This window comes from Pontibacter pudoricolor, assembly GCF_010092985.1.
Lineage (GTDB): Bacteria > Bacteroidota > Bacteroidia > Cytophagales > Hymenobacteraceae > Pontibacter > Pontibacter pudoricolor.
In genome coordinates this window covers 127,707-148,605 of the sequence record NZ_CP048106.1, presented here as the reverse complement: position 1 = coordinate 148,605, position 20,899 = coordinate 127,707, and the positions used below count along the sequence as shown (strand labels likewise).

19 protein-coding genes and 1 pseudogene are annotated in these 20,899 nt (G+C 45.2%); 7 read left to right on the top strand and 13 right to left on the bottom strand.

Annotated elements, in window-relative coordinates:
- Nucleotides 1–18 precede the first annotated feature (18 nt).
- Both GSQ66_RS00675 and GSQ66_RS00670 read right to left on the bottom strand, forming a co-directional pair.
- A complete protein-coding gene (locus GSQ66_RS00675) occupies nt 19–759 on the bottom strand; it encodes a metallophosphoesterase family protein (protein WP_162425687.1) in 741 nt (246 codons plus the stop codon).
- Nucleotides 760–762: 3 nt separating this feature from the next.
- On the bottom strand, nt 763–1,557 hold the full coding sequence (locus GSQ66_RS00670; RefSeq protein WP_162425686.1) for a nucleotidyltransferase: 795 nt from the start codon (nt 1,555–1,557) through the stop codon (nt 763–765).
- Nucleotides 1,558–3,134: 1,577 nt separating this feature from the next.
- On the opposite strand from GSQ66_RS00670, the gene GSQ66_RS00665 reads away from it, so the two are divergent.
- Nucleotides 3,135–3,695, top strand: a complete 561-nt coding sequence (locus GSQ66_RS00665; RefSeq protein ID WP_162425685.1) for a thioredoxin family protein — start codon at nt 3,135–3,137, stop codon at nt 3,693–3,695.
- Here the strand turns inward: GSQ66_RS00665 and GSQ66_RS00660 are convergent.
- A complete protein-coding gene (locus GSQ66_RS00660; RefSeq protein WP_238395764.1) occupies nt 3,673–4,518 on the bottom strand; it encodes a murein L,D-transpeptidase catalytic domain family protein in 846 nt (281 codons plus the stop codon). The genes GSQ66_RS00665 and GSQ66_RS00660 overlap by 23 nt on opposite strands.
- 280 nt (nt 4,519–4,798) lie before the next feature.
- Here GSQ66_RS00660 and GSQ66_RS00655 point away from each other — a divergent pair, with 280 nt between their 5' ends.
- Nucleotides 4,799–5,698 carry a Ppx/GppA phosphatase family protein gene (locus GSQ66_RS00655; protein ID WP_162425684.1) on the top strand — a complete coding sequence of 300 codons (900 nt, stop codon included), beginning with the start codon at nt 4,799–4,801 and terminating at the stop codon, nt 5,696–5,698.
- A 943-nt stretch (nt 5,699–6,641) separates the two neighbouring features.
- Here the strand turns inward: GSQ66_RS00655 and nadE are convergent.
- From nadE to GSQ66_RS00635, 4 genes are all read right to left on the bottom strand, one after another.
- Complete coding sequence (gene nadE / locus GSQ66_RS00650; RefSeq protein WP_162425683.1) at nt 6,642–8,528, bottom strand: NAD(+) synthase; 1,887 nt, start codon at nt 8,526–8,528, stop codon at nt 6,642–6,644.
- Nucleotides 8,529–8,769: 241 nt separating this feature from the next.
- On the bottom strand, nt 8,770–9,504 hold the full coding sequence (gene rnc, locus GSQ66_RS00645; RefSeq protein WP_162425682.1) for a ribonuclease III: 735 nt from the start codon (nt 9,502–9,504) through the stop codon (nt 8,770–8,772).
- Nucleotides 9,504–10,757: a beta-ketoacyl-ACP synthase II gene (gene fabF / locus GSQ66_RS00640; protein WP_162425681.1), complete on the bottom strand. Its 1,254-nt coding sequence runs from the start codon at nt 10,755–10,757 to the stop codon at nt 9,504–9,506. The genes rnc and fabF overlap by 1 nt, the downstream gene beginning before the upstream one ends.
- A gap of 56 nt (nt 10,758–10,813) precedes the next feature.
- On the bottom strand, nt 10,814–11,050 hold the full coding sequence (locus GSQ66_RS00635) for an acyl carrier protein (RefSeq protein ID WP_018477241.1): 237 nt from the start codon (nt 11,048–11,050) through the stop codon (nt 10,814–10,816).
- A 153-nt stretch (nt 11,051–11,203) separates the two neighbouring features.
- Here GSQ66_RS00635 and GSQ66_RS00630 point away from each other — a divergent pair, with 153 nt between their 5' ends.
- A complete protein-coding gene (locus GSQ66_RS00630) occupies nt 11,204–11,632 on the top strand; it encodes an IPExxxVDY family protein (RefSeq protein WP_162425680.1) in 429 nt (142 codons plus the stop codon).
- 2 nt (nt 11,633–11,634) lie between these two features.
- Complete coding sequence (pyk, locus tag GSQ66_RS00625; RefSeq protein ID WP_162425679.1) at nt 11,635–13,062, top strand: pyruvate kinase; 1,428 nt, start codon at nt 11,635–11,637, stop codon at nt 13,060–13,062.
- Between the two features lie 294 nt (nt 13,063–13,356).
- Here pyk and rpsT read toward each other — a convergent pair whose 3' ends face one another.
- Together rpsT and GSQ66_RS00615 are read right to left on the bottom strand one after the other, a co-directional pair.
- A complete protein-coding gene (gene rpsT / locus GSQ66_RS00620) occupies nt 13,357–13,614 on the bottom strand; it encodes a 30S ribosomal protein S20 (RefSeq protein WP_162347704.1) in 258 nt (85 codons plus the stop codon).
- Between the two features lie 273 nt (nt 13,615–13,887).
- The gene (locus tag GSQ66_RS00615) at nt 13,888–14,340 is read right to left on the bottom strand and encodes a hypothetical protein (RefSeq protein WP_162425678.1); all 453 of its coding nucleotides are present in this window, start codon (nt 14,338–14,340) and stop codon (nt 13,888–13,890) included.
- Between the two features lie 463 nt (nt 14,341–14,803).
- On the opposite strand from GSQ66_RS00615, the gene GSQ66_RS00610 reads away from it, so the two are divergent.
- Together GSQ66_RS00610 and GSQ66_RS00605 are read left to right on the top strand one after the other, a co-directional pair.
- Nucleotides 14,804–15,769: a YheT family hydrolase gene (locus GSQ66_RS00610; protein WP_162425677.1), complete on the top strand. Its 966-nt coding sequence runs from the start codon at nt 14,804–14,806 to the stop codon at nt 15,767–15,769.
- Nucleotides 15,770–16,010: 241 nt separating this feature from the next.
- Entirely contained in the window at nt 16,011–16,232 is a 222-nt protein-coding gene (locus tag GSQ66_RS00605) for a hypothetical protein (protein ID WP_162425676.1), read from the top strand.
- 352 nt (nt 16,233–16,584) lie between these two features.
- On the opposite strand, the gene rsmG is transcribed toward GSQ66_RS00605, so the two are convergent.
- From rsmG to GSQ66_RS00585, 4 genes are all read right to left on the bottom strand, one after another.
- The gene (gene rsmG / locus GSQ66_RS00600) at nt 16,585–17,214 is read right to left on the bottom strand and encodes a 16S rRNA (guanine(527)-N(7))-methyltransferase RsmG (RefSeq protein WP_162425675.1); all 630 of its coding nucleotides are present in this window, start codon (nt 17,212–17,214) and stop codon (nt 16,585–16,587) included.
- A 35-nt stretch (nt 17,215–17,249) separates the two neighbouring features.
- Nucleotides 17,250–17,471, bottom strand: coding sequence for a hypothetical protein (locus tag GSQ66_RS00595; protein ID WP_162425674.1), 222 nt, complete (start codon nt 17,469–17,471; stop codon nt 17,250–17,252).
- 233 nt (nt 17,472–17,704) lie between these two features.
- A complete protein-coding gene (locus GSQ66_RS00590; RefSeq protein WP_162425673.1) occupies nt 17,705–18,307 on the bottom strand; it encodes an RNA polymerase sigma factor in 603 nt (200 codons plus the stop codon).
- Nucleotides 18,298–19,401, bottom strand: a complete 1,104-nt coding sequence (locus GSQ66_RS00585; protein ID WP_162425672.1) for a glycosyltransferase — start codon at nt 19,399–19,401, stop codon at nt 18,298–18,300. Before GSQ66_RS00585 ends, GSQ66_RS00590 begins: the two co-directional genes overlap by 10 nt.
- 300 nt (nt 19,402–19,701) lie before the next feature.
- On the opposite strand from GSQ66_RS00585, the pseudogene tgt reads away from it, so the two are divergent.
- Nucleotides 19,702–20,831 (top strand): annotated as a pseudogene (tgt, locus tag GSQ66_RS00580) (tRNA guanosine(34) transglycosylase Tgt).
- Nucleotides 20,832–20,899: the final 68 nt, after the last annotated feature.

Genomic DNA, 20,899 nt, shown 5'->3' with positions numbered 1-20,899 from the left:
TTTTTTCCAATTCATACTTTATACTTCCAGTACATAATACAGCAGCGGTTTATCCAGCTTCTGCAGCAATGGCTTGGCCACATTAAAGACCTTTACACCTTTGGCTGTCTGCCCTTCCAAGGTACCCACATGTGCATGCCCATGAAAGGCGGCCAGCACCTGGCGGCGCTCCAATGGTTCTGCCAACCTGGATGAGCCCAGAAACGGGTAAATGGCTTCGGGCTCGCCTTCTATAGTTGCTGCAATGGGGGCATAGTGCAAAACTGCAATTTTAGGAATATCCGGGTGCTCTGTCTCTAACCTGGACAAGGCACCATCCAGCTTCAGCGATTCGTCTACGGCTTCCTGCACAAACTGCTTCATCATCGGTTCTCCGAACATGGCCAGCATAGCGCGGTTAAAGCCACCCCCAAAGCCTTTTACACCTGCAAAACCGACCCCTTCCAATACCACCATGTCGCCATCCAACATATTCACGCCGGTTTGCGCCAATACTTTCCGTATCTCCTCATGCTCGTTGTGGTCGAAATCGTGATTGCCTAGTACAGCAACTACAGGTATGGAGCAGGCACGCAGTTCTTCGGCTAATATTTCGGCTTCCGAGGCACGTCCATGGTCAGTCAGGTCACCGCATATCAGCAGCACATCTGCATTTGCCGATACGTCCTTGAAAAACTCAATCCATTTGCCTTTATCTGTATCGCGCACATGTATATCGCCTACGGCAGCCACACGGATTTTCTTCTTTTTTTTATCCATTCGCTAAATGGTTTTTATAGTTACCACCTTGTACTCCCATTCCGTAATATCGGTTTTGTACTGGGTCTGGTCTATAATCGGGCCGCGGCAAACTTTCTCAACCGATGCCGGCAGTTCATACTGATGCATTGCGCGCTGCATCAGCTCATCAAAAAGCCATTTAGGAATGATGTCGCGGTCGGCGGGGTAAACAAACTGGAAGTTGATGACCTGGCTCAGGAGCAGTTGCCAGTGGTGGTCCATGCGGCTGAACAGGCGTTTCCAGTCGAGCTTTTTACCGTAACGCAGAAACAGGTGGTTCACGTCGGCACCATCGTACCGCTCGCGGTTCTGCACATAAATCTTGCACCAGATCAACTCTTCCGGCGCCAGGAACTTTACAGGTATCCCAAACACTTTACCTTTCACTGCATACTCGTACCAGCTGTCATCTACGGTGCAGATGTTGTTTACCGTATCAAAGATGATGTCGATGTAATAGCCATTCTGGAACACTTTGGCCAGCCAGCGGGCATCCGTAATCTCGGTCTGGTAGCCTTTGTCGTTTAGGTATTTTAAGTGGTACTGGTATTCGCTTGGTTTACAGAAAATGTCCAGGTCTTTCATGTCGCGCACAATGCCGGTGTATTCGAACATAGCGTAGCCACCTCCTAACAAATAAGGCGTCGGGCTATCTTTCAGGAGCGTGAGGGTTTTCTTATAAAATTCGTTGGCGATATCCTGGCCATTTGTAGCTTCTTTAGGCGTAGCTACGCTTTTGCCGTTTACCACCGCTTTCTCTTCTTTTATTTTTTTCATGTTAAGTCGATGCTATAAAATCAGGTCTTGTTGCATGCATTTGGCCTCACAAGTGACGGGAACGAACAACAAGGGAGTAGGTTATTTACTCCATTCTGAGAGAATGGTTGTTGCCTATTTACAAGAAAGTGTCTGGTTACCAGCTAAAAGAAGTACAAAAACATTGTTTTACATTGTAAGTAAATAGTGCCGTTACGTGCAAAGAATCAGGGATTGTGGTAATTGAGTTGGAGTATTTGTTGGAAGGTAGTGCAATGTTGTATAAGTGTTGCCGGTTATGCCGCTTCATCTACATATTATAGTTTCTTTTCCTGTACTTCTGAATGTCTAACGAGTTGGTTTATAGTTTCTCTTTTGTCATTTCTGCGTCAGGGGAAATCTGGGTTCTATAGTTTAAAACTCTACTATCCGAAACAAGCCTTCCTTTCAAATATCCCTCCAATCCTGGGAGCTTTACTTGCCTACAGTTTTATAGTTGGCCTTGGTGCCCTCACGGCCGGGAGGCCCCGTCTTCGGGCATCGCGCGGTGTACATTTCCTTTGCTCCTTCGTCGCAATGCCTAACGGCACCGGAAATCTACAAGGCGCTCAACCCAAAGACTGCGATCAATTCGATAGCAATTTCCATAGTTGAGTGATAAGTTGTAGTTGCATCGCTTTACCGTGGCTATAGTTCCGTAGGGACAGGTCGAGACCTGTCCTGCTCGAATGGTGTAACTATAGAACTCAGATTTTTCCCGCAGGTCGAAATGACAGTTCGAAAACTAATAGTGAAATTGTTCCCTTGAGGGCATGGCTGTTTCATTCCCTAATTCGCCCTCGCTCGCGTCCCGCGAGTGTGAGCTACTTAGTGGCGTCCCGCCACTTGTGCCTCAGGCACAGGTTGGTTAAAGCGGCCAGAGTCCGCAGCTAGCTCACACTCGCGGGACGCGAGCGAGGGCAAGAGTGACAGGACGTAAAGTAGTAACAGAATTGTCCCCTTGAGGACAAGTGAGAACAGAGAGTTCAAAACTTGCGAGCCAAGCTCAGCAGGGTGTGTCAAATGGAAACTATAGAACTATAAAACTACAACCTTAACTATAGCCGAAATTCCCCTCTTGGGAGGGGCAGGGGTGGGTTAAAACGCCAACTATAGAACTATAACTCCATCTATAGCAAAGGCCAAAAGCTCCTTCCCCTGTTTTGGGGGTAGGGGCCCTCGATAAAAGGGGAAAGCTGGGAAGCGGTAAAACAATAGCAAAGGCCAAATCTCCCGCCTTATATTACCGCGAAGCGATTTCGAAAGTAGGGAGCGGAGCGCTGAGGGACCAGGGTGGTTGGATTATACTAACTCTATAACTATAACTCCAACTATAGCTTCGAAAGAACAGCTCCTTTCCCAGTTCAGGGGTAACGGCCCCCTCAGTAAAAATGCAAAACTTAGAAAGGGCAGCCCTATCCCTATCGACTAAATCCCCCTGATTCTCTGATTCATGCAAACTAAGCAAACCGCTATTGATTAAGTCAGATTAAAGAGGTATTTTAGAAGTGCCGGCAGGTAATGGCTCCGGCGCTTCACCCTCATCCAAACCTAAAACTATGGCTTACGCAACTTCTGAAATTGCTTTAGGTACCCTGGCACCCGACTTCGCATTACTCGACACTGTTTCCGGCAGATTGTTTTCGCTACGCGATGTAGCAGGCAGCAAGGCAACTGTTATATTATTTACCTGTAACCATTGCCCGTATGTGCTGCACATCCTGGATAAGGTAGTGGAAGTCGCAAAAGAATACCAACAGAAAGGAGTAGGCTTTGTAGCCATCAGCGCCAACGATGCAACTATACAGCCACAGGACGGGCCAGATGAAATGAGAGCCCTGGCTCAGGAACGCGGCTTTACGTTTCCGTATCTTTACGACCAGACGCAACAGGTGGCACGTACCTACCAGGCAGTTTGTACACCCGAGTTTTTTGTGTTTGATGCCAACAAACGCTTAGCCTACCACGGTCAGTTCGATAGTTCCCGGCCAAAATCGTATATACTGGTTACAGGCCAGGATCTGACACGTGCCTTAGATGCATTACTACAAGGCCAGCAGCCGTCACAGGAACAACACCCAGCGGTGGGTTGCGGCATTAACTGGAAACATCCGTATTAGGCGGCAAAGTATTATTCGGATTTTCGTTAACAATCTCAGCCATAGCAGTGGCGTGGTCCAGGTAATGCGACGTATAATCATCGCTCTTAGCATGCACGTACATAGCTGTCTCGCCCACTACCGTGTTAATAATATCTTCGTGCTCTTCCATTGGCAGCGCCGGGCAACCTAAACTTCTGCCAAGCCTGCCCGCCTGATCTATAAATTTTGGGCTTGCATATTCGGCACCATGTATTACAATGCAGCGCTCCAGGGCATTCGTGTTAAAACCTTCGTCTACGCCTTCTAATTTAAGCGAAAGCCCATGTTTGCCATGGTATGTATTTTGGGTTACATAAAAGCCGATGCTACTCATATAGGACTTATTATCATTCGAGAAATTCTCAGCAAACTCCTCTCCTGAATTGCGGCCATGCGCCACATAGGTATGATGCAGTAGTTCTTTTTTTTCTACATCTACTACCCAAAGCCTTTTTTGCGTTGATGACTTTGTAAAATCGACCATAGTTAAAACCGGCTTGCCAGATAACCTGCCTTCGTGCTTCATGTTATAATACCCGGTAAGCGCCTTCGAAAAAACTTCATACTTCAGCCCGGTTTGCCCAAGTCCCATCTCGTTATAAAGACTGTAAGCCACCTGGTCGAACTGCATAATTTTATAGTTTGATACGGTTTCTTTAGTGGTTTTTTTGGTCTTGGTTTTAGCTGCACTGCTGCTTATCGGCGCAGCCATCGGCGAAAATATAAGTGGCGCAAACAGCGGAAAAAGTCTTTTTGCTACTTTTCGCTTCTTCGCATGCCACCGTTGTTTTTTCTTATCCATATCTTCTAATATTCGTCCTTCAACGTTTTATTGTACGCCCTGCACCTTCCATAGTTTAAACTTGAACCCTGGCTAGCCGTGTTTTCAGATCAAGGAGCTGTTTAAAGACAAGGTTATATTCGGGCTGTGTTTTCCAGCCGCAAATAAAGTAGAGGTACTTTCCCCAGACTAAAAAACAAATGTCATTGTGCCCGTATACCTGCACTATAATTTCACCGGAAACTGATTTCTGTTTATCTTTGAACTAGAGAAGCAATTTATAACTATAACCGATCACCGTTTGAAATTAGCCGCCATCGATATAGGCTCCAACGCCGTAAGGTGCCAGATCTCAAGTGCCCTTCAGCAGGATGCCAGTGTAATTTTTAAACGGATAGAATACATCCGCTACGCCATCCGCTTCGGAGAAGATGTGTTTAATTCAGGCTATATCAGCGACGTTAAGATAGATAAGTTTGTAAAGTTACTCCACGCTTTCCAGCTGCTTCTGGATGTACACGATGTGGATCATTATATGATCTGCGCTACCTCTGCCATGCGAAACTCTCAGAATGCACCTGAAATTCTGCAGTTGATAGAAGAACGGCTGGGCATGAAAATAGATGTAATTGACGGTGTAGCCGAAGCAGAGTTGATAAACAAAGTGATTGTGAATTTCCTGGATGAGCGTAACTACCTGCATATTGACGTAGGTGGCGGCAGCACGGAATTCAACATTTATGTAAACCGCCAGAAAGTAGCTTCCCAATCATTCGAGCAGGGCTCTATCCGCCACATGCACGGCAACGATTCTGTAGAACTATGGAATATGATGCGCCACTGGATAGAAGAGAACGCCCGTAAATACCAGCTTTCCCGGGCTATTGGCACAGGTGGCAACATAAATAAGATCTATGATATGGCCGGCAAGATAACCGGTAAGCCCATCTTCCGGAAGCAGATCGAAGAGGTAGTAGCTATAGTTTCGGGAATGAGCATGGAAGATCGTGTGAATAAGCTGCTCCTGAACCCGGACCGCGCCGATGTAATTCTGCCTGCCGCCGAAATATATTTATCTGCTATGCGCTGGGCTAAACTGGAGAGTATGATGGTTCCGAATGTTGGTTTAAAAGACGGTATGATTCACTCGCTTTACGAGCAGTTTCATCCGGAACGGTTTGTTATTAGCGGGATTAATTAAGGTTATAGTTTGGTTTTCGCTTTTTTCACCTTGAGCGTTAGCCGAGAAATCTTAATTGACCTATAGTTTCTCTTTTGTCATTTCGAACAGCGTGAGAAATCTGAGTGCTATAGTTTGATTTTCTACAACACGAACCAAGCCTTTTCCTTTATAGCTACTTTTAATCCTGGGAGCTTTACTAGCCTACTTTTTCAATTTAGCTTTGGTGCCCTCACGGCCGGGAGGCCCCGTCTTCGGGCATCGCGCTGCTGCTTTCTTGCTACCCTCGCGCTGCTCGGGTTGCCTTGCGGCACCGCAACAAAGCAAAGGCGCTCAACCCAAAGACTGTGATCAGCTCGATAGTAACTGCTTTAACTATAGTTTGAAAGGCTATAGTTGCATCGCTTTACCGTGGCTGTATTTCCGTAGGGACAGGTCGCGACCTGTCCGCTCAACAGAATGAAACCATAGAACTATAACTCAAACTATAACTATAGCCGAAATTCCCCTCTTGGGAGGGGCAGGGGTGGGTTAAAACGCCAACTATAGAACTATAACTCCATCTATAGCAAAGGCCAAAAGCTCCTTCCCCTGTTTTGGGGGTAGGGGCCCTCTTTTAAAGGGGAAAGCTGGGAAGGGGTAAAACCATAACTATAAAACTATAGCCTCCAACTATAGCAATAACCTTTATCCCAGAAATCCCTTAAATCTCACTTAATCCCGGTTCAGACAATGCCTGCCCCTGCCGGGCCAGTTGAGTCAGGAAACTCCACACCATCATAAGTCCGGAGACCTGCGCCAGAATGAGACTATAATACTATCGATGAGCAGTATCAGTGCGAAACCCCTCTCCTGTTTTTAGAAGAGAGACGTGATAAAGTAATCCAGAAGAAAGAATACCAGTTACCTGGCTCACAACGCAAACAAAAAAGGCTCCTGTAAAAAAGCCTTTTTTGTTATTAATCTATTCCTGTCCAAGCTGCTTTAATTCTTCCCTGAAACCACCACTGAGTATCGGGAAACGAAGCCAGCTCCGTGGGTCCAGACTATAGTCATCGAGGTGGAAAGCAGGAGCATAACGTTCGCGCTTCCATTGGTTACGGCTCCATAAACTATAGAACTTGGTAAGCCACCCTTTTATAGTTTCACCGTCTGCCACACCAGATTCCAAGAGTTTATCATAAACTTCCTGCGGAGCAAAACGATCGTAGAAAGCGAGTCGCTCAATCTGGTTTAGTACATTGTAAGGCATCAGATCCTTTTCATCAGTCTGTGCCTCTTTAGCCGGACGCAATTCTGCAGAAGGCTGCAGGTTATTTACATATTGCAAGCCTTCGTAGCCCAGATCTGTCTGACACCACACCAATAACTGCCTGATAAACGCTTTATCTATCCCTGCAATCGGGGAAATACTGCCTGCCGTGTCGCCATCCATCGTAGCATAACCCACAGCCGCCTCGCTACGGTTAGAGGTTGCCAGTAACAGTGCTCCTTTTATGTTAGCCAGCATCCAGATAGACGGAGCACGAACACGGGCCTGTATATTTTGCAGTGTTACGTCATCTTCAGCCCAGGTGAGCGGTCTGTCCAGGGCACCCTCAATTATCGAGGTATAGCCTTTTACTTGCTCATCAATCGTCCAGCTATAAAAAACGGCACCTATACTTGCAGCCAGTTCTTTTGCTGAGTTGTAAGTATCATCCGACGAATTGACAGTTCCCTGGTAAGCACAGGTCAATAAACGCCCCACTAATTCAGGCCCGACTTGTTTTTCAGAAAGCGTATCAAAATAGGCCACATCTTTAAGTGGGAACAGTTGCGTTTTAGCTACAAAAGCTAACGCCCCCAAACTCTCTATTCCGCGCCGAACCATCTCGGCCACCGCCACCGCACATAACGACGAGTCTGCACCGCCGCTCAGCGATAATACAAACCCACGGCTATGGCTTTTGCGCATATAGTCAAACAAGCCGAGGCTTAGGGCTGCCATCACTTCCTTGTTCTCATCAATAGGTGGCAGGTAAGTTATAGTTTCGGCTATAGTTGGGTTATCGCCAAAACAGACCTCAGCCACTTCCATATCCACGTTTTTAAAGCAAAGCAGCTCGTTACGTTTTAGCAGGTGGCCGTTCTGCGCTATCAGTACTTCACCATCGTAGATTACTTTACCGGCTTCGTTGCCCAGCAAATTGGCATATAAATAAGTACACTGGTACTTTTTAGATGCCTCTACCACCAACCTATAACGAAGGTCGGTTTTACTCAGGGCAAAATGACTTGCGCTAGGGTTAAGAATAAGCTGTACTCCTTTAGCCATATGGCGCTCAGCCGGGCGGTTCGGTCTCCAGGCATCTTCACAAATCTCGAAGGCATATTTAACTCCCTGCTCTTCATAGATAAGGTCGCCGATTTTATATTTCTGACCGAACAGCTCAAACTCCCCTACCTGGTTGGCTGGCCACTCTGTAAACCAGCGCGGCTCATAGTGTATGCCATCCTTAGCCAGAAACTGCTTGGCCGTAAAGCCTATAATTTCCTGGTTTTTGATGACACAAGCGGTGTTGTAAACCTGCGTCCCGATCCAGACATGCACACCAACACACACGGTAATGTCAGTGCACCAGTCTTTTACCAGTAATAGTTTCTGAAAAGCTTCTTCACCAAGCCATGGGCTCAGAAAAAGGTCTTCGCATCCGTAACCGGTAATACAGAGTTCAGGTAGCAGTAAAATATCAACGTTGTGGGTTATTGCCTCGGTAATGGCGTCTTTAATATTCTGCAGGTTGTTGTCCCAGTCCAGGGGAGTCTGGTTGAGTGCAGCGCCTGCCAGCGTGAGTCGGGTGTCTTTCATAGTGGTATATAACGCAAGTATGAAAGGGCAAGTTAAGTTTTATTGCTGAAATGCTATATTGCCAATTTACAGGACAGATAAATTGCCGAACCCATAGTTTAACCAAGCACTATAGTTACTCACAGATTCAGGTTTGCAAGCTACTTAGGATACCCTGGAAGAGTAAGAAAAAGGAAATAGAAAGACAGGCAGATTAGCCAAACTATAGTTTAGCTAAACCAACAATGTAGTAATAGAATAATTAATTGATCTTGAGCAGCTCCAGCGATTTTTCAGCTGCTGCCTGATCGGCTTTCTTTTTGGATAGGCCTATACCAGTGGCAACGGGTTTGTCGCCGATATATACTTCGGTTGTAAATTCTGTAGTGTTACCCTGCTGCTTTTTCTTGATGTTCTCGAAACGGATCTCCATGTTCTGGCTTTGCGCCCATTCGATCAGTTTACTTTTAAAGTTAGCTGTAGTGTTTACAAGCTGGTGCAGGTCAATGTGTGGCTTTATGAGTTTGCCCAAAATGAACTGCCGCGTCATGTTATACCCTTTATCCAGGTAAATGGCACCTACAAGCGCCTCCAGGGCATTACCGTTCACTGATTTGTGCCTGTTAGACCCCGCCTCTACTTTTACAAGCAGGTTAAGGCCAATCTTTAAGGCAATATGGTTCAGCGACTCGCGGTTAACTATGCGCGAGCGTATCTCCGTCAGAAAACCTTCGTCTTCGTACGGAAACTTCCTGAAAAGCAGCTCGGCAACTACAGCACCTAATACGGCATCTCCCAAAAACTCCAGTCGTTCGTTTGTGTCGTGCTTGCTGCTGGCAGCCTGCCGTGCAAACGACGTATGAGTAAGGGCAAGTTTATACAGCCTGATATTATCGGGTGTATTTCCAATAATACCGGCAATGGCGCGTACTAGCTCTCTGTCTTTGGTAAAAACTCTCTGGTAGAAGCGCCTAACCGGTTTAATAGGTCCAAACACTAATCTTTCAGTTCTCTGAAAATTACAGATGTGTTATGACCACCAAATCCAAATGTATTGCTCAACGCTACTTTTACCTCGCGCTTCTGTGCCTTGTTAAACGTAAAGTTCAACTTCGGATTAAAGCTTTCATCGTCTGTAAAGTGGTTGATGGTTGGCGGAACCACGCCATTTTTGATGGCCAGAATAGAAGCAATGGCCTCTATAGCTCCGGCTGCACCCAGTAAGTGGCCCGTCATGGATTTGGTAGAGCTGATGTTCAGCTTGTAGGCATGCTCCCCGAACACAGTCTCTATTGCTTTGGCTTCGCTAACGTCGCCAAGCGGTGTAGAAGTACCATGTACGTTGATGTAGTCTACCTCTTCAGGTTTGATGTGTGCATCGCGTAATGCATTCTTCATTACATTAAGTGCGCCAAGCCCTTCCGGGTGTGGTGCTGTAATGTGGTAAGCATCCGCAGACATACCACCACCTAATATTTCCGCATAAATCTTTGCTCCGCGGGCTTTAGCGTGCTCATACTCTTCCAGTATAAGTGCGCCGGCGCCTTCGCCAAGCACAAATCCGTCACGGTCCTTATCAAACGGGCGGGATGCAGTTTCAGGGGAATCGTTGCGCTCTGAAAGGGCTTTCAGGGCATTAAAACCACCTATTCCAGCTTCTGTAACCGCTGCTTCCGAACCACCTGATACAATTATATCAGCAATACCCAGACGGATATAGTTGAAAGCATCAAGAATAGCGTTGGTAGCAGAAGCACAGGCTGATACAGTAACAAAGTTTGGCCCACGGAAGCCGTACTTTATAGAAATTTGTCCTGCGCTGATGTCAGCGATCATTTTTGGTATGAAGAACGGGTTAAAACGCGGAGTGCCATCGCCGTGGGCGAAGTTCACGCATTCTTCCTGGAACGTGCGCAGACCGCCAATTCCGGAACCCCATATCACACCAACCCTGTCAGGATCGTAGTTGCCTTCTGTTAGGTTTGCGTCTTGTACAGCCTCTTCGGCTACTACAAGCGCAAACTGCGTAAACAAGTCCATTTTGCGGGCTTCCTTACGATCAAAGTATTTTTCAGGATCGTATCCCTTTATTTCACAGGCGAACTGTGTTTTAAACTTACTCGCGTCGAAGCGTGTGATAGGCGCAGCTCCACTCACGCCATTAGTAAGGCCATCCCAGTATTCTGCGACAGTATTACCAAGTGGCGTGAGTGCGCCTAGCCCAGTAACTACAACTCTCTTAAGCTCCATAAGCTGTTACCAGAGGATAGATAGTAGAAAAAATCTTATAATAAAAACAGAAGGTATTATTTAGCGTGCTCTTCCAGGTAGCTTACAGCCTGACCTACAGTGGCAATGTTTTCAGCCTGATCATCTGGAATAGATACGTTGAACTCTTTCTCGAATTCCATGATAAGTTCTACTGTATCCAATGAATCTGCGCCAAGGTCATTTGTGAAGCTAGCCTCAGGAGTAACCTCTGACTCTTCCACGCCAAGCTTATCAATGATGATAGCTTTTACTTTTTCTGCGATTTCTGACATTTTTCTTATAGTTTATTAAAACACTGTGCAAAGAAATATAAATAGACAGACAATGTCAAAAAAAATTACTCTATTCGTGTTATTTCAAAAGATTTGACGTCTGACTGCCGATTTACAAAGTTCGTTCTTAAATTGAGGCGCCAAAGTAAATACATGAAAACTTTTTACCTCGATAATGAATACGAATACGATTTTGACCTCTATGGGTTAGTTTCGTCGGGGAAAGACTATACCATGGCGTGGTGGCTGAACAAACTTTTTGAGATGCGCCTGACCAGGCAAAAAGATTTATGTTTTACTTTACCGGGCCGCGAACAACTTCTGATCTCTAACTATGAATTTGTAACCGACCATAGTGTTATCCGGTTGTTGCGCAACAAGGCCTTAGGCACAAATACGCTGCGCAAGCCATACCTCCTGCCAGATATGAAGGAATATGATTATGTGCTGCAGATAACGGGGTCGATGCCGAAACGGTACACACAAGGCCTGTTAAACACACTGCTACTGATACCGTTAGTAGAGTATGTTAAACAATTCGATCCACTATCACTTAAGTTTAAAGAGAATCTGATTTTTTAAATATGAATATTACGTTTAACAAAACTAAAGTACTTGCAACCGTTGGTCCTGCCTCCAACACGTTTGAACGCTTACTGGCGCTGATGCAAGAAGGTGTAGATGCTTTCAGGCTGAACTTTTCACACGGAGAGCATTCAGAACATTTAGAAGTGATCAAACATGTGCGTGAGATCAACCGCCAGTTCAACACAACTGTCTGCCTGGTACAGGACCTTCAGGGACCCAAGATCAGAATCGGGGAAGTAGAAAACGGCGGCGTTGAGATAAAGCAGGGGCAGGAGGTTATACTGCGCTGCGACGGTTCATTAAGCACAGCAGACCACCTGGCAACCAACTATACCCAGCTGGCAAAAGATGTAAAAGTAGGCGATGCCATTTTACTGGACGATGGAAAACTGGAGCTTAAAGTATTGCATACCGACCACAACCTGGAAGTACGCTGCGAAGTTATTTATGGCGGTGTAGTAAAGCCACGTAAAGGCATTAACCTGCCAGACACCAGCGTATCTGCCCCATCCCTTACCGAAAAAGATTTACGCGACCTGCATTTTGGGCTTGACAACGACGTTGAATGGGTAGCCCTTTCTTTTGTGAGATCTGTAAAAGATATCCAGGAAATAAAGCGCATTATTGAAGAGCGTGGCAAGGACACCCGCGTTATCGCTAAAATAGAAAAGCCGGAGGCCATCAAAAACATTGATGAAATAATTGAAGCAACCGATGCAATCATGGTTGCCCGTGGCGACCTAGGCGTGGAAGTTGGCATGGAGCAGGTTCCTATGATCCAGAAAATGGTTGTAGAGAAAAGTAACCGTGCTGCCAGACCCGTTATTATAGCAACCCAGATGATGGAAAGCATGATCGTGAATCCGCGCCCTACACGTGCCGAGACCAACGATATTGCCAATGCCGTGATAGACGGTGCCGACTGCCTGATGCTGAGCGCTGAGACTGCTGTAGGAGCTTACCCTATTGAGACTATCCGAAGCATGGCCCTTACTATCCGAACAGTTGAGACGCACGCAGATATCTTTAATAAGAGTTATGTGCTTAACCCGCATTCGCCGCACTTCTGCAACGATAGCCTGGTAGCCAATGCCTGTAACCTTGCCCGCGATACAAATGCACGTGCCATTATTGGTATGACCAAGTCAGGGTACACGGCTTTCCAGCTGGCGAAGTACAGACCTAAGTCGGATATCTTTATTTTTACGGAGAACCACAGACTGCTAAATACTTTAAACCTGGTTTGGGGTGTAAGAGGCTTCTACTACGACAAGTTCGAGTCTACGGATGCCACGATAGCTGACATCAAAGAAACACTCTTAGAGAGCGGCCATATCGAGAAAGGTGATGTATTCATCAACACAGCCAGTATGCCGATAAATGAGCAGAAGCGTACCAACATGATTAAGCTGAGCATAGCTTAACTTTACGCATAACTATAAAGCCAGAAGCGCCGGTAAGGTTATACCTGCCGGCGCTTTTTTATGCCTTACTTTTACAGTAGTTGCCTGAGTTTTTAGCTGCTAACCAATCCGAAGCTTTACAACTATAACCTTACTGCAGCCTATAGTTTTAAGATCAGGCAACTATAGGTTGTAGCCTTTAAGCTTTCCATTAACTATAGTTTACCATTCTAACTATAATCTTTTAATGTGCTACAAACACAAAAAGCCTTGCGCGCATGCACAAGGCTCCTGAAACTATAGTTCCGACAAAAATTAAGCTGCCAGTGTATTCACAAACTTAGCCAGTTTAGACTTGTTGTGAGCTGCTTTGTTTTTGTGGATGATGTTTTTCTTAGCAAGACGGTCAATCATTGAAGAAACTGTTTTGTACAGCTCTTGTGCCTCGGCATGCTCAGTCGTGTTTTTCAATTTCTTGATAAAAGTACGAGTAGTTTTCGCCTGATATCTGTTACGAAGACGTTTAGCGTTATTCGCTCTGATTCTCTTTAATGCCGACTTATGGTTAGCCATGTTATTTTATACTGTTAAATATTTTGTTCCGTATCTTGTAATGAGTTTGCAAAGGTAAAAGCTTTGCCGGTAATTTCCAAAGATAGCTCCTGATAAAAATATTTTACGGGGCCTCTCTCTATAAATCTTTGCAAAGGTAATGTTTCTGATACCAATCCTGCAATATAATCTTAGGTTATATTCTGCAATAGCTATAAATAATATGTCCAGCTTAAAACAAAAAGCCACTGCAACTATAAGCTGCAGCGGCTTTTACTATGTTGCTAACTAATGTTAGTTGTTATCACGTTTTACGTTCACATCAACATCAATGTCGTCTATCTTACCTAAGCGCTTCTGAACTTTGTTTTCAAACTCGTTCCAGTCTGCTTTGGTTTCTTCCCACTCACGGCGGGTTGCATCATCCCAGGTGGATGCTTCATTTTCAAATCGAGCTTCTTTCTGCTTATACTCGGCACGCATCTCACGATACTCATCTGCCGTTACAGTTTCAGCTTTTTCAGTGTTGGTCTTAACCCAACCCGAGAATTCATCATATTCCTGGTTGGCCTCGGCACCGGCTTCATTTAGCTCAGCATTTGCTTCCGCATTCTCTTCGCTAAGTTCTGTCTGTGCTTCATCAACTTCAGCATTTGTTTCATTCTGTGTTTCCTGGCTACAGGCAAATGTGAATAAACCAATAGCTAATGCAAATCCTATAGTTCTAAATTTCGATACAATTTTCATAGTCATATTTTTTGATTATGAGGTGTTATACGCAATAAAAAGGATATTGATATATAATGGAAGAGAATTGTAACGGAAACGCTGCCTTCGTACGTTTTTGTACTTCTCCATTCTGATACATTTACACAGTTCTTGTGGCCGGAAGGCTTATAGAATAGCGTCCTCCTACCCACCCGTTTTCAGGAACTGATGTCGTATGCTGGCTGCAACTGTTACAGCTATGCACTTCCAGCGCGGGCTCAACTTTCAGGTGCTTTACGGTATCAATTTAACGCAGCATCTCTTTAACTTTTATAAACTTCGGTGCCTTATTCATTGTTCTACATAACACCACATATACATACAATGCCCGCGGCCCTTCATCAAACTATAAAAAGATATAAATTTGCGATGTGATGCAAGCATAACAATCTGCCAGAACTCGTATACAATACTAAAGTGTAGTACCCTTAATTTTACCGCCATGCCTATCTTATCTTCTACCTATAAAGCACCTTTCTATCTTTTTAACGGGCACCTGCAAACTATAATTCCTGGTTTGTTCAGGCAAGTAGAGGGCATCTCGTACACGCGTGAACGTATTTCTACTCCTGACCTTGATTTTATTGATGTGGACTGGTCGCAGGTTGGTTCTGATAGCCTTGTTGTGCTTTCGCATGGCCTGGAAGGGGACAGTAGCAGGCCTTATATACTGGGTATGGTGCGCGCATTTAACGAACGCGGCTTAGATGCACTTGCCTGGAACTACCGCAGTTGCAGTGGCGAGCCCAACAAACTGCTCCGCTCCTATCATCTTGGCGCATCCGACGACCTGCATTTTGTAATAGAACATGCCCTTCTTTCCGGCAACTATAACACCATACACCTGATCGGGTTTAGTGCCGGAGGTAACATTACCCTGAAGTACCTTGGAGAAAACCCTGACCAAGTTCCTGCTGAAGTTAAGCGCGCGGTGGCATTTTCTGTTCCTGTAGATTTAAAGGCTTCTGCCCATACCATTTCGAAGGTTTACACGCAGCGGTTTTTGAAAACCCTGGGTGAAAAGCTGGAGCAGAAACGCCAGCTATACCCCAACGAGGTAGACTTAACCGATTATAGTATTTTCTGGTCTTTTCCGGAGTTCGATAACCGGTATACCGCGCCGCTGCATGGCTTTAAAAATGCCGACGATTATTATGAACGGGTAAGCTCCAAGCAATTTTTAAAGAACATAAAACAGCCTACCTTACTTGTAAACGCCAAGAACGACCCGTTTCTGAGTGACGACTGTTACCCATTTGAAGAGGCAAAAGCCAACCCCTGCTTTTATTTTGAAGTACCCGAAGCCGGCGGCCATGTAGGCTTTGCCGAAGATTTCAGGAAAGACATTTATTATTCTGAAGCAAGGGCTGTGAAGTTTTTATTAGATGATGCTAGATGCTGTTTGTAGTGTCGATGGTGTTGGTATTTTGTTATTCTAAAGCAAAGGATCCTATAGTTTCTTTTTTGGCATTTAGAGCAAAGTGAGACACGAGTCGAGAAGAGCCAGCGCAGCAGTGAGAGATTTTATCATCCTATAGTATCTCTTTTGTCATTTCGAACAAAGTGAGAAATCTGAGTTCTATAGTTTGAAACACTACTACCTGAACCTAGCCTTTTCTTTCATAGCGTTCTTCAATCCTGGGAGCTCTATGAACCTACAGTTCTATAGTTTGCTTTGGTGCCCTCACGGCCGGGAGGCCCCGTCTTCGGGCATCGCGCTGCAGCTTTCTTGCTACCCTCGTACCTCAGGTTGCCTGGCGGCACCGCAACAAAGCAAAGGCGCTCAACCCAAAGACTGCGATCAGTTCGATAGTAACTGCTTTAACTATAGTTTGAGAAGCTATAGTTGCATCGCCTTATCGTGGTTGTAATTCCGTAGGGACAGGTAAACCTGTCCTGTGCATAGTCTGTAACTATAGCTAATTCAGATTTCTCCTTTTGTCGAAATGACAGTTGGGAAAGCTGCAGCAGAAAAGTCCCCCTTCGAAGGGGGCAAGGGGGATGGCAAACGGAAACTATAAAACGATATCCTCAACTATAGCAACAGCCGAAATTCCCCTCTCGGGAGGGGGCAGGGGTGGGTTAAAACCACAACTATAAAATGATAGCCTCAACTATAGCGACACCTGGAAAGCTCCTTTCCCTGTTCTGGGGTAGGGGCCCTCTTTCAAAGGGGAAGGCTGGGAAGGGGTAAAACGCCAACTATAGCAAAGACTATAAAAGCTACTTCAAGGGCACGTACACTACCTTCTTCGTCTCGAAGAATTCTTCTGTAAAATAATCGCTGAGGTTAAATTGTTTGGTTATTAAACCCGATTCTGCAATCTCTTCTTCCAGGTCGCCGCCTTTTAAATAATACAGCCCCTCTACAGGCGAGCTCGTTTTCTTAAAACTATTCATAACCCAGGGCCAGAAGTTAGCTAAACGGGTAACAGCACGGCTAACTACAAAGTCAAATTTTTCACGCACCTGCTCCGCTCTCACATGCTCTGCGGTAACATTCTGCAAATGCAGCTCGCGGGCAATTTCCTGCACCACGTGTATCTTTTTGCCAATCGAATCTACCAGATGGAATTTCACATCCGGGAACATGATAGCGAGCGGCAAGCCCGGCAAGCCACCTCCGGTACCCACATCCAGCACCGACGTATGCGCCGGAAACCGGACTACTTTAGCTATGCCCAGCGAATGCAGAATATGATGCACCCCGATCTGATCCATGTCTTTGCGCGAAATGACATTTATCTTCTGATTCCACTCCTCGTATAGTTCGCCCATGCGCTCATACTTTTGTAGCTGATCTTCGGTAAGCTCTGGAAAGTAACCTGACAGTAAAGTGCGGATGGCAGTCATATTTTAATTATGAATTAGTAATTACGAATTATTAATTAGACCGTAGTAAAGTATAACACTATTGCTAACAGCCCAACTATAGCTACTACGGCCAGCGCCATAAATACATCGAACAACAGCATAAGTCCGACGTTGCGGTACTGGCCCTCGTACTTTATAGTTAGTTCGTGTGCTATTTTTGCTTTGTTACGAAAACGCAGTTTCAGGTATAGTTTACCCGACCACGAAAGAAAAGCATCTGTTAAGGAATGGGGCATTGCTATAGTTCACTACCAATATTATAAAGCATCTGTACTCAGAAACCGGAGCCCGGAAGCACTGCAAAAATATAAAATAAGTACGGTATCAGCACTAAAAGAATAAAGCCCCTGCTGCACTCAGGCAACCGGGGCTTTTAACGTAATCAATATTTTAAATTTAATGGTTAACTGGCTGCATTGTTAAATGGTTAAAAAATCAACCATCAACAATTTAACCTTCAACAATTAAATCAAGTGCTTTTTGTTTTAACCATGTCATAGAGCAACTCGCGTGCACGGTGTAGCTGGGCTTTTACAGTTCCAAGCGGGGCGTTTAGCTCCGTAGCTATTTCTTCGTAGCTCAGCTCGTTAAAGTAACGCAGTGTTACCAGGCGCTGATATTTCTCTGGCAGTTTTGCTACCACGTACTGCATGATCTCGATCTTCTGATTTTTGATCGCTTCTTCCTGCGGGTTAAGGTTCTTGTCCTTAAAGTCTATGGTTATCTCGTCGCCGTTATCAATTTTAATGGCCGAGTCGATGCTCATGGTCTTGATTCGGTTCTTGCGGATAAAGTCGATGCAGTTGTTAGTCGCGATACGGAACAGCCAGGTACTGAAAGCATATTCCGGGTTAAACTTGTGCAGGTTCCTGAACGCCTTGGCAAAAGCCTCTATCGTCAGGTCTTCGGCATCGTCGGCATTGCGCACCATTTTGAGTACCACATGGTACACCGGCTTTTTATAGATACTCATCAGCTCAGCATACGCTTTCTCGTCGTTGTCTTCAACGGCGGCCTGTATCAGCTTGAAATCGTGTTTAGCTTTCGCTGAGAATTGTTTATTTACTTCCATCTGATTCGTTTATACAATAGTACAGATATACCAAGGAACAGGTAATTAAAAAAGTACACGATATCGAGTACCGGCAATAAAAACAAGGAGAGCTTGTCGTTTAGTCTGCGAGCTACTGATGCATACGCGGAGAACATAACTATGTACCGCAAACCGACTATAGCGGCTAATATAGCTAAATGACTATTTATGACAAGAAGAATGATAGCTAATACGTAAAAAAAGATGTTAGAGATTACGAATGCGCCAATTTTTCTTTTATCATTTGCTTTGTATTGCTTTCCTGCAGACAAATGCCTTCTTTTCTGAGTGGTCCATTCCCGAAACGTCTTTTTGGGAATACTCCAGGTCTGAGCCTCTTTGTCTATAACAATATTTACTTTGCTATTGTTGACGGCATCTCTAACAAATAGGTCATCGTCGCCGCCAGTTGTTTTGATATGAGAGGCAAACCCTTTGTTCCTAAAGAAACACGTTTTAGTATAAGATAAGTTTCTACCTACCCCCATATATGCGTGCCCCTTGTTTGCCTGAGACAAATACTGGATTGCGGTCAGTAATGTTTCATATCTGATAAGATGATTCAAAAATCCTTTTAATTGTGCATACGGAGAGTAGCCAAGTACCAAATCAACCCCCGTTACATAGCCACTCTGCATCTTCTCTATCCATTTAGTACTATATGGCCGGCAGTCGGCGTCTGTAAAAAGCATGCGCTCATACGTAGCTGCCCGAATGCCTAAGGCTAACGCATATTTTTTTGAATTAAGATATTCCGGGGTCTTTTTTACAGTTACTACTTTAAAATTCGGGAACTGCTTTTCCAGTTCGTACAGGTAAAACTCAGTGTCATCATCAGATCGATCGTTCACCACCAGTATTTCAAACTCGGGGTATTCCTGATCAAGCAGCATGGGCAGCAACTCAAACAGGTTATCCTGCTCGTTATGTGCGGCAACTATAACCGATACAGGAACATGCTGCGTTATGGCAGGGTCCTGGTGGCGGCTAAGCGGGAAAAAATAAACGAGGGCAAAGTATAACTGCACCAGCACACAAATGCCGAGCAGTGCTAAAAGTACAAGTGTAATCAATATTCCGAATTATTAACTGTTGATTTTTAAACTGTTGAATCACCTGTTTGTTAGTAGGATGATTTTATTCCGTGCGCATCAGCAGTTTAGCCAGGCAGAAACGCGATCGTGCAACAATTTACCTCAAAAATAGCTATTCTGCGGGCATTTCCGAATGCTGTTTGTAATTAATAAATCTTTAAGGATTGTACTGCTCCTATTCGTATCTTTGCGCCTTATTTCTGTAAAACTTTATAATCTGCTGGTGAGCAACTATAACCGGCGGGCGTTCCTTCAAAAAAGGATCATTCAGGGCACAATATGCAATTTTCGTTAGTAGCAACAGATAAACAATCAAAGGCGCGTGCAGGTGTGGTGCAAACCGACCACGGTGCCATTGAAACTCCTATTTTTATGCCCGTTGGTACGGCGGGCACTGTGAAAGCCGTACACCAGCGCGAGCTGAAAGAAGATATAAAAGCTGAAATTATTCTTGGCAATACCTACCATTTATACCTGCGCCCGGGCCTGAACGTGCTGGAGAAGGCAGGTGGCCTGCATAAATTTAACGGCTGGGACCGACCAATACTTACCGACAGTGGCGGCTACCAGGTTTTCTCGCTGGCCGGTACGCGTAAGATTAAGGAAGAAGGCGTGAAGTTTAAATCGCATTTAGATGGTTCTTCCCTGGACTTTACGCCAGAGAATGTAATGGATACGCAGCGCATTATAGGAGCCGATATTATTATGGCTTTCGACGAATGTACCCCTACCCTTGCGATTACACCTACGCTAAAAACTCGATGGAGCGCACGCACCGCTGGCTGCAACGCTGTGTGGACAGGTTTGACAGCACTGAGCCAAAGTATGGTTATTCGCAAACACTGTTTCCTATAGTTCAGGGCAGTACTTACAAAGACCTGCGTGTGCAGTCTGCGGAAACTATAGCCAGCTTTGGCCGCGAAGGCAATGCCATTGGCGGTTTATCAGTAGGCGAGCCTGCTGAGATGATGTATGAAATGACCGAAGTGGTGTGCGATATACTGCCAAAAGACAAGCCGCGTTACCTGATGGGCGTAGGTACACCGGCCAACATTTTAGAAAACATTGCGCTGGGCGTGGATATGTTTGATTGCGTGCTGCCAACCCGTAATGCCCGCAACGGTATGCTGTTTACCACGCAGGGCATTGTTAATATCCGTAACAAAAAATGGGCCGACGACTATAGCCCGATTGATGCGGAACTGGGCGGCTATGTTAGTACGTTTTACACCAAGGCTTATTTGCGCCACCTGGTACACAGCAGCGAGTACCTGGGCGGTCAGATTGCCAGCGTGCATAACCTTACCTTCTATTTATGGTTGGTAAAGCAGGCGCGCCAGCAAATTATTAACGGCACTTTCCGGGAATGGAAAGACGTGATGGTGAAAAAATTAATGACACGTTTATAGTTAGAGAGTTAATGAGTTTAGGAGTTATAGATTTAACTTTTAAACTCACAAATTCTTTAACTCCTAAA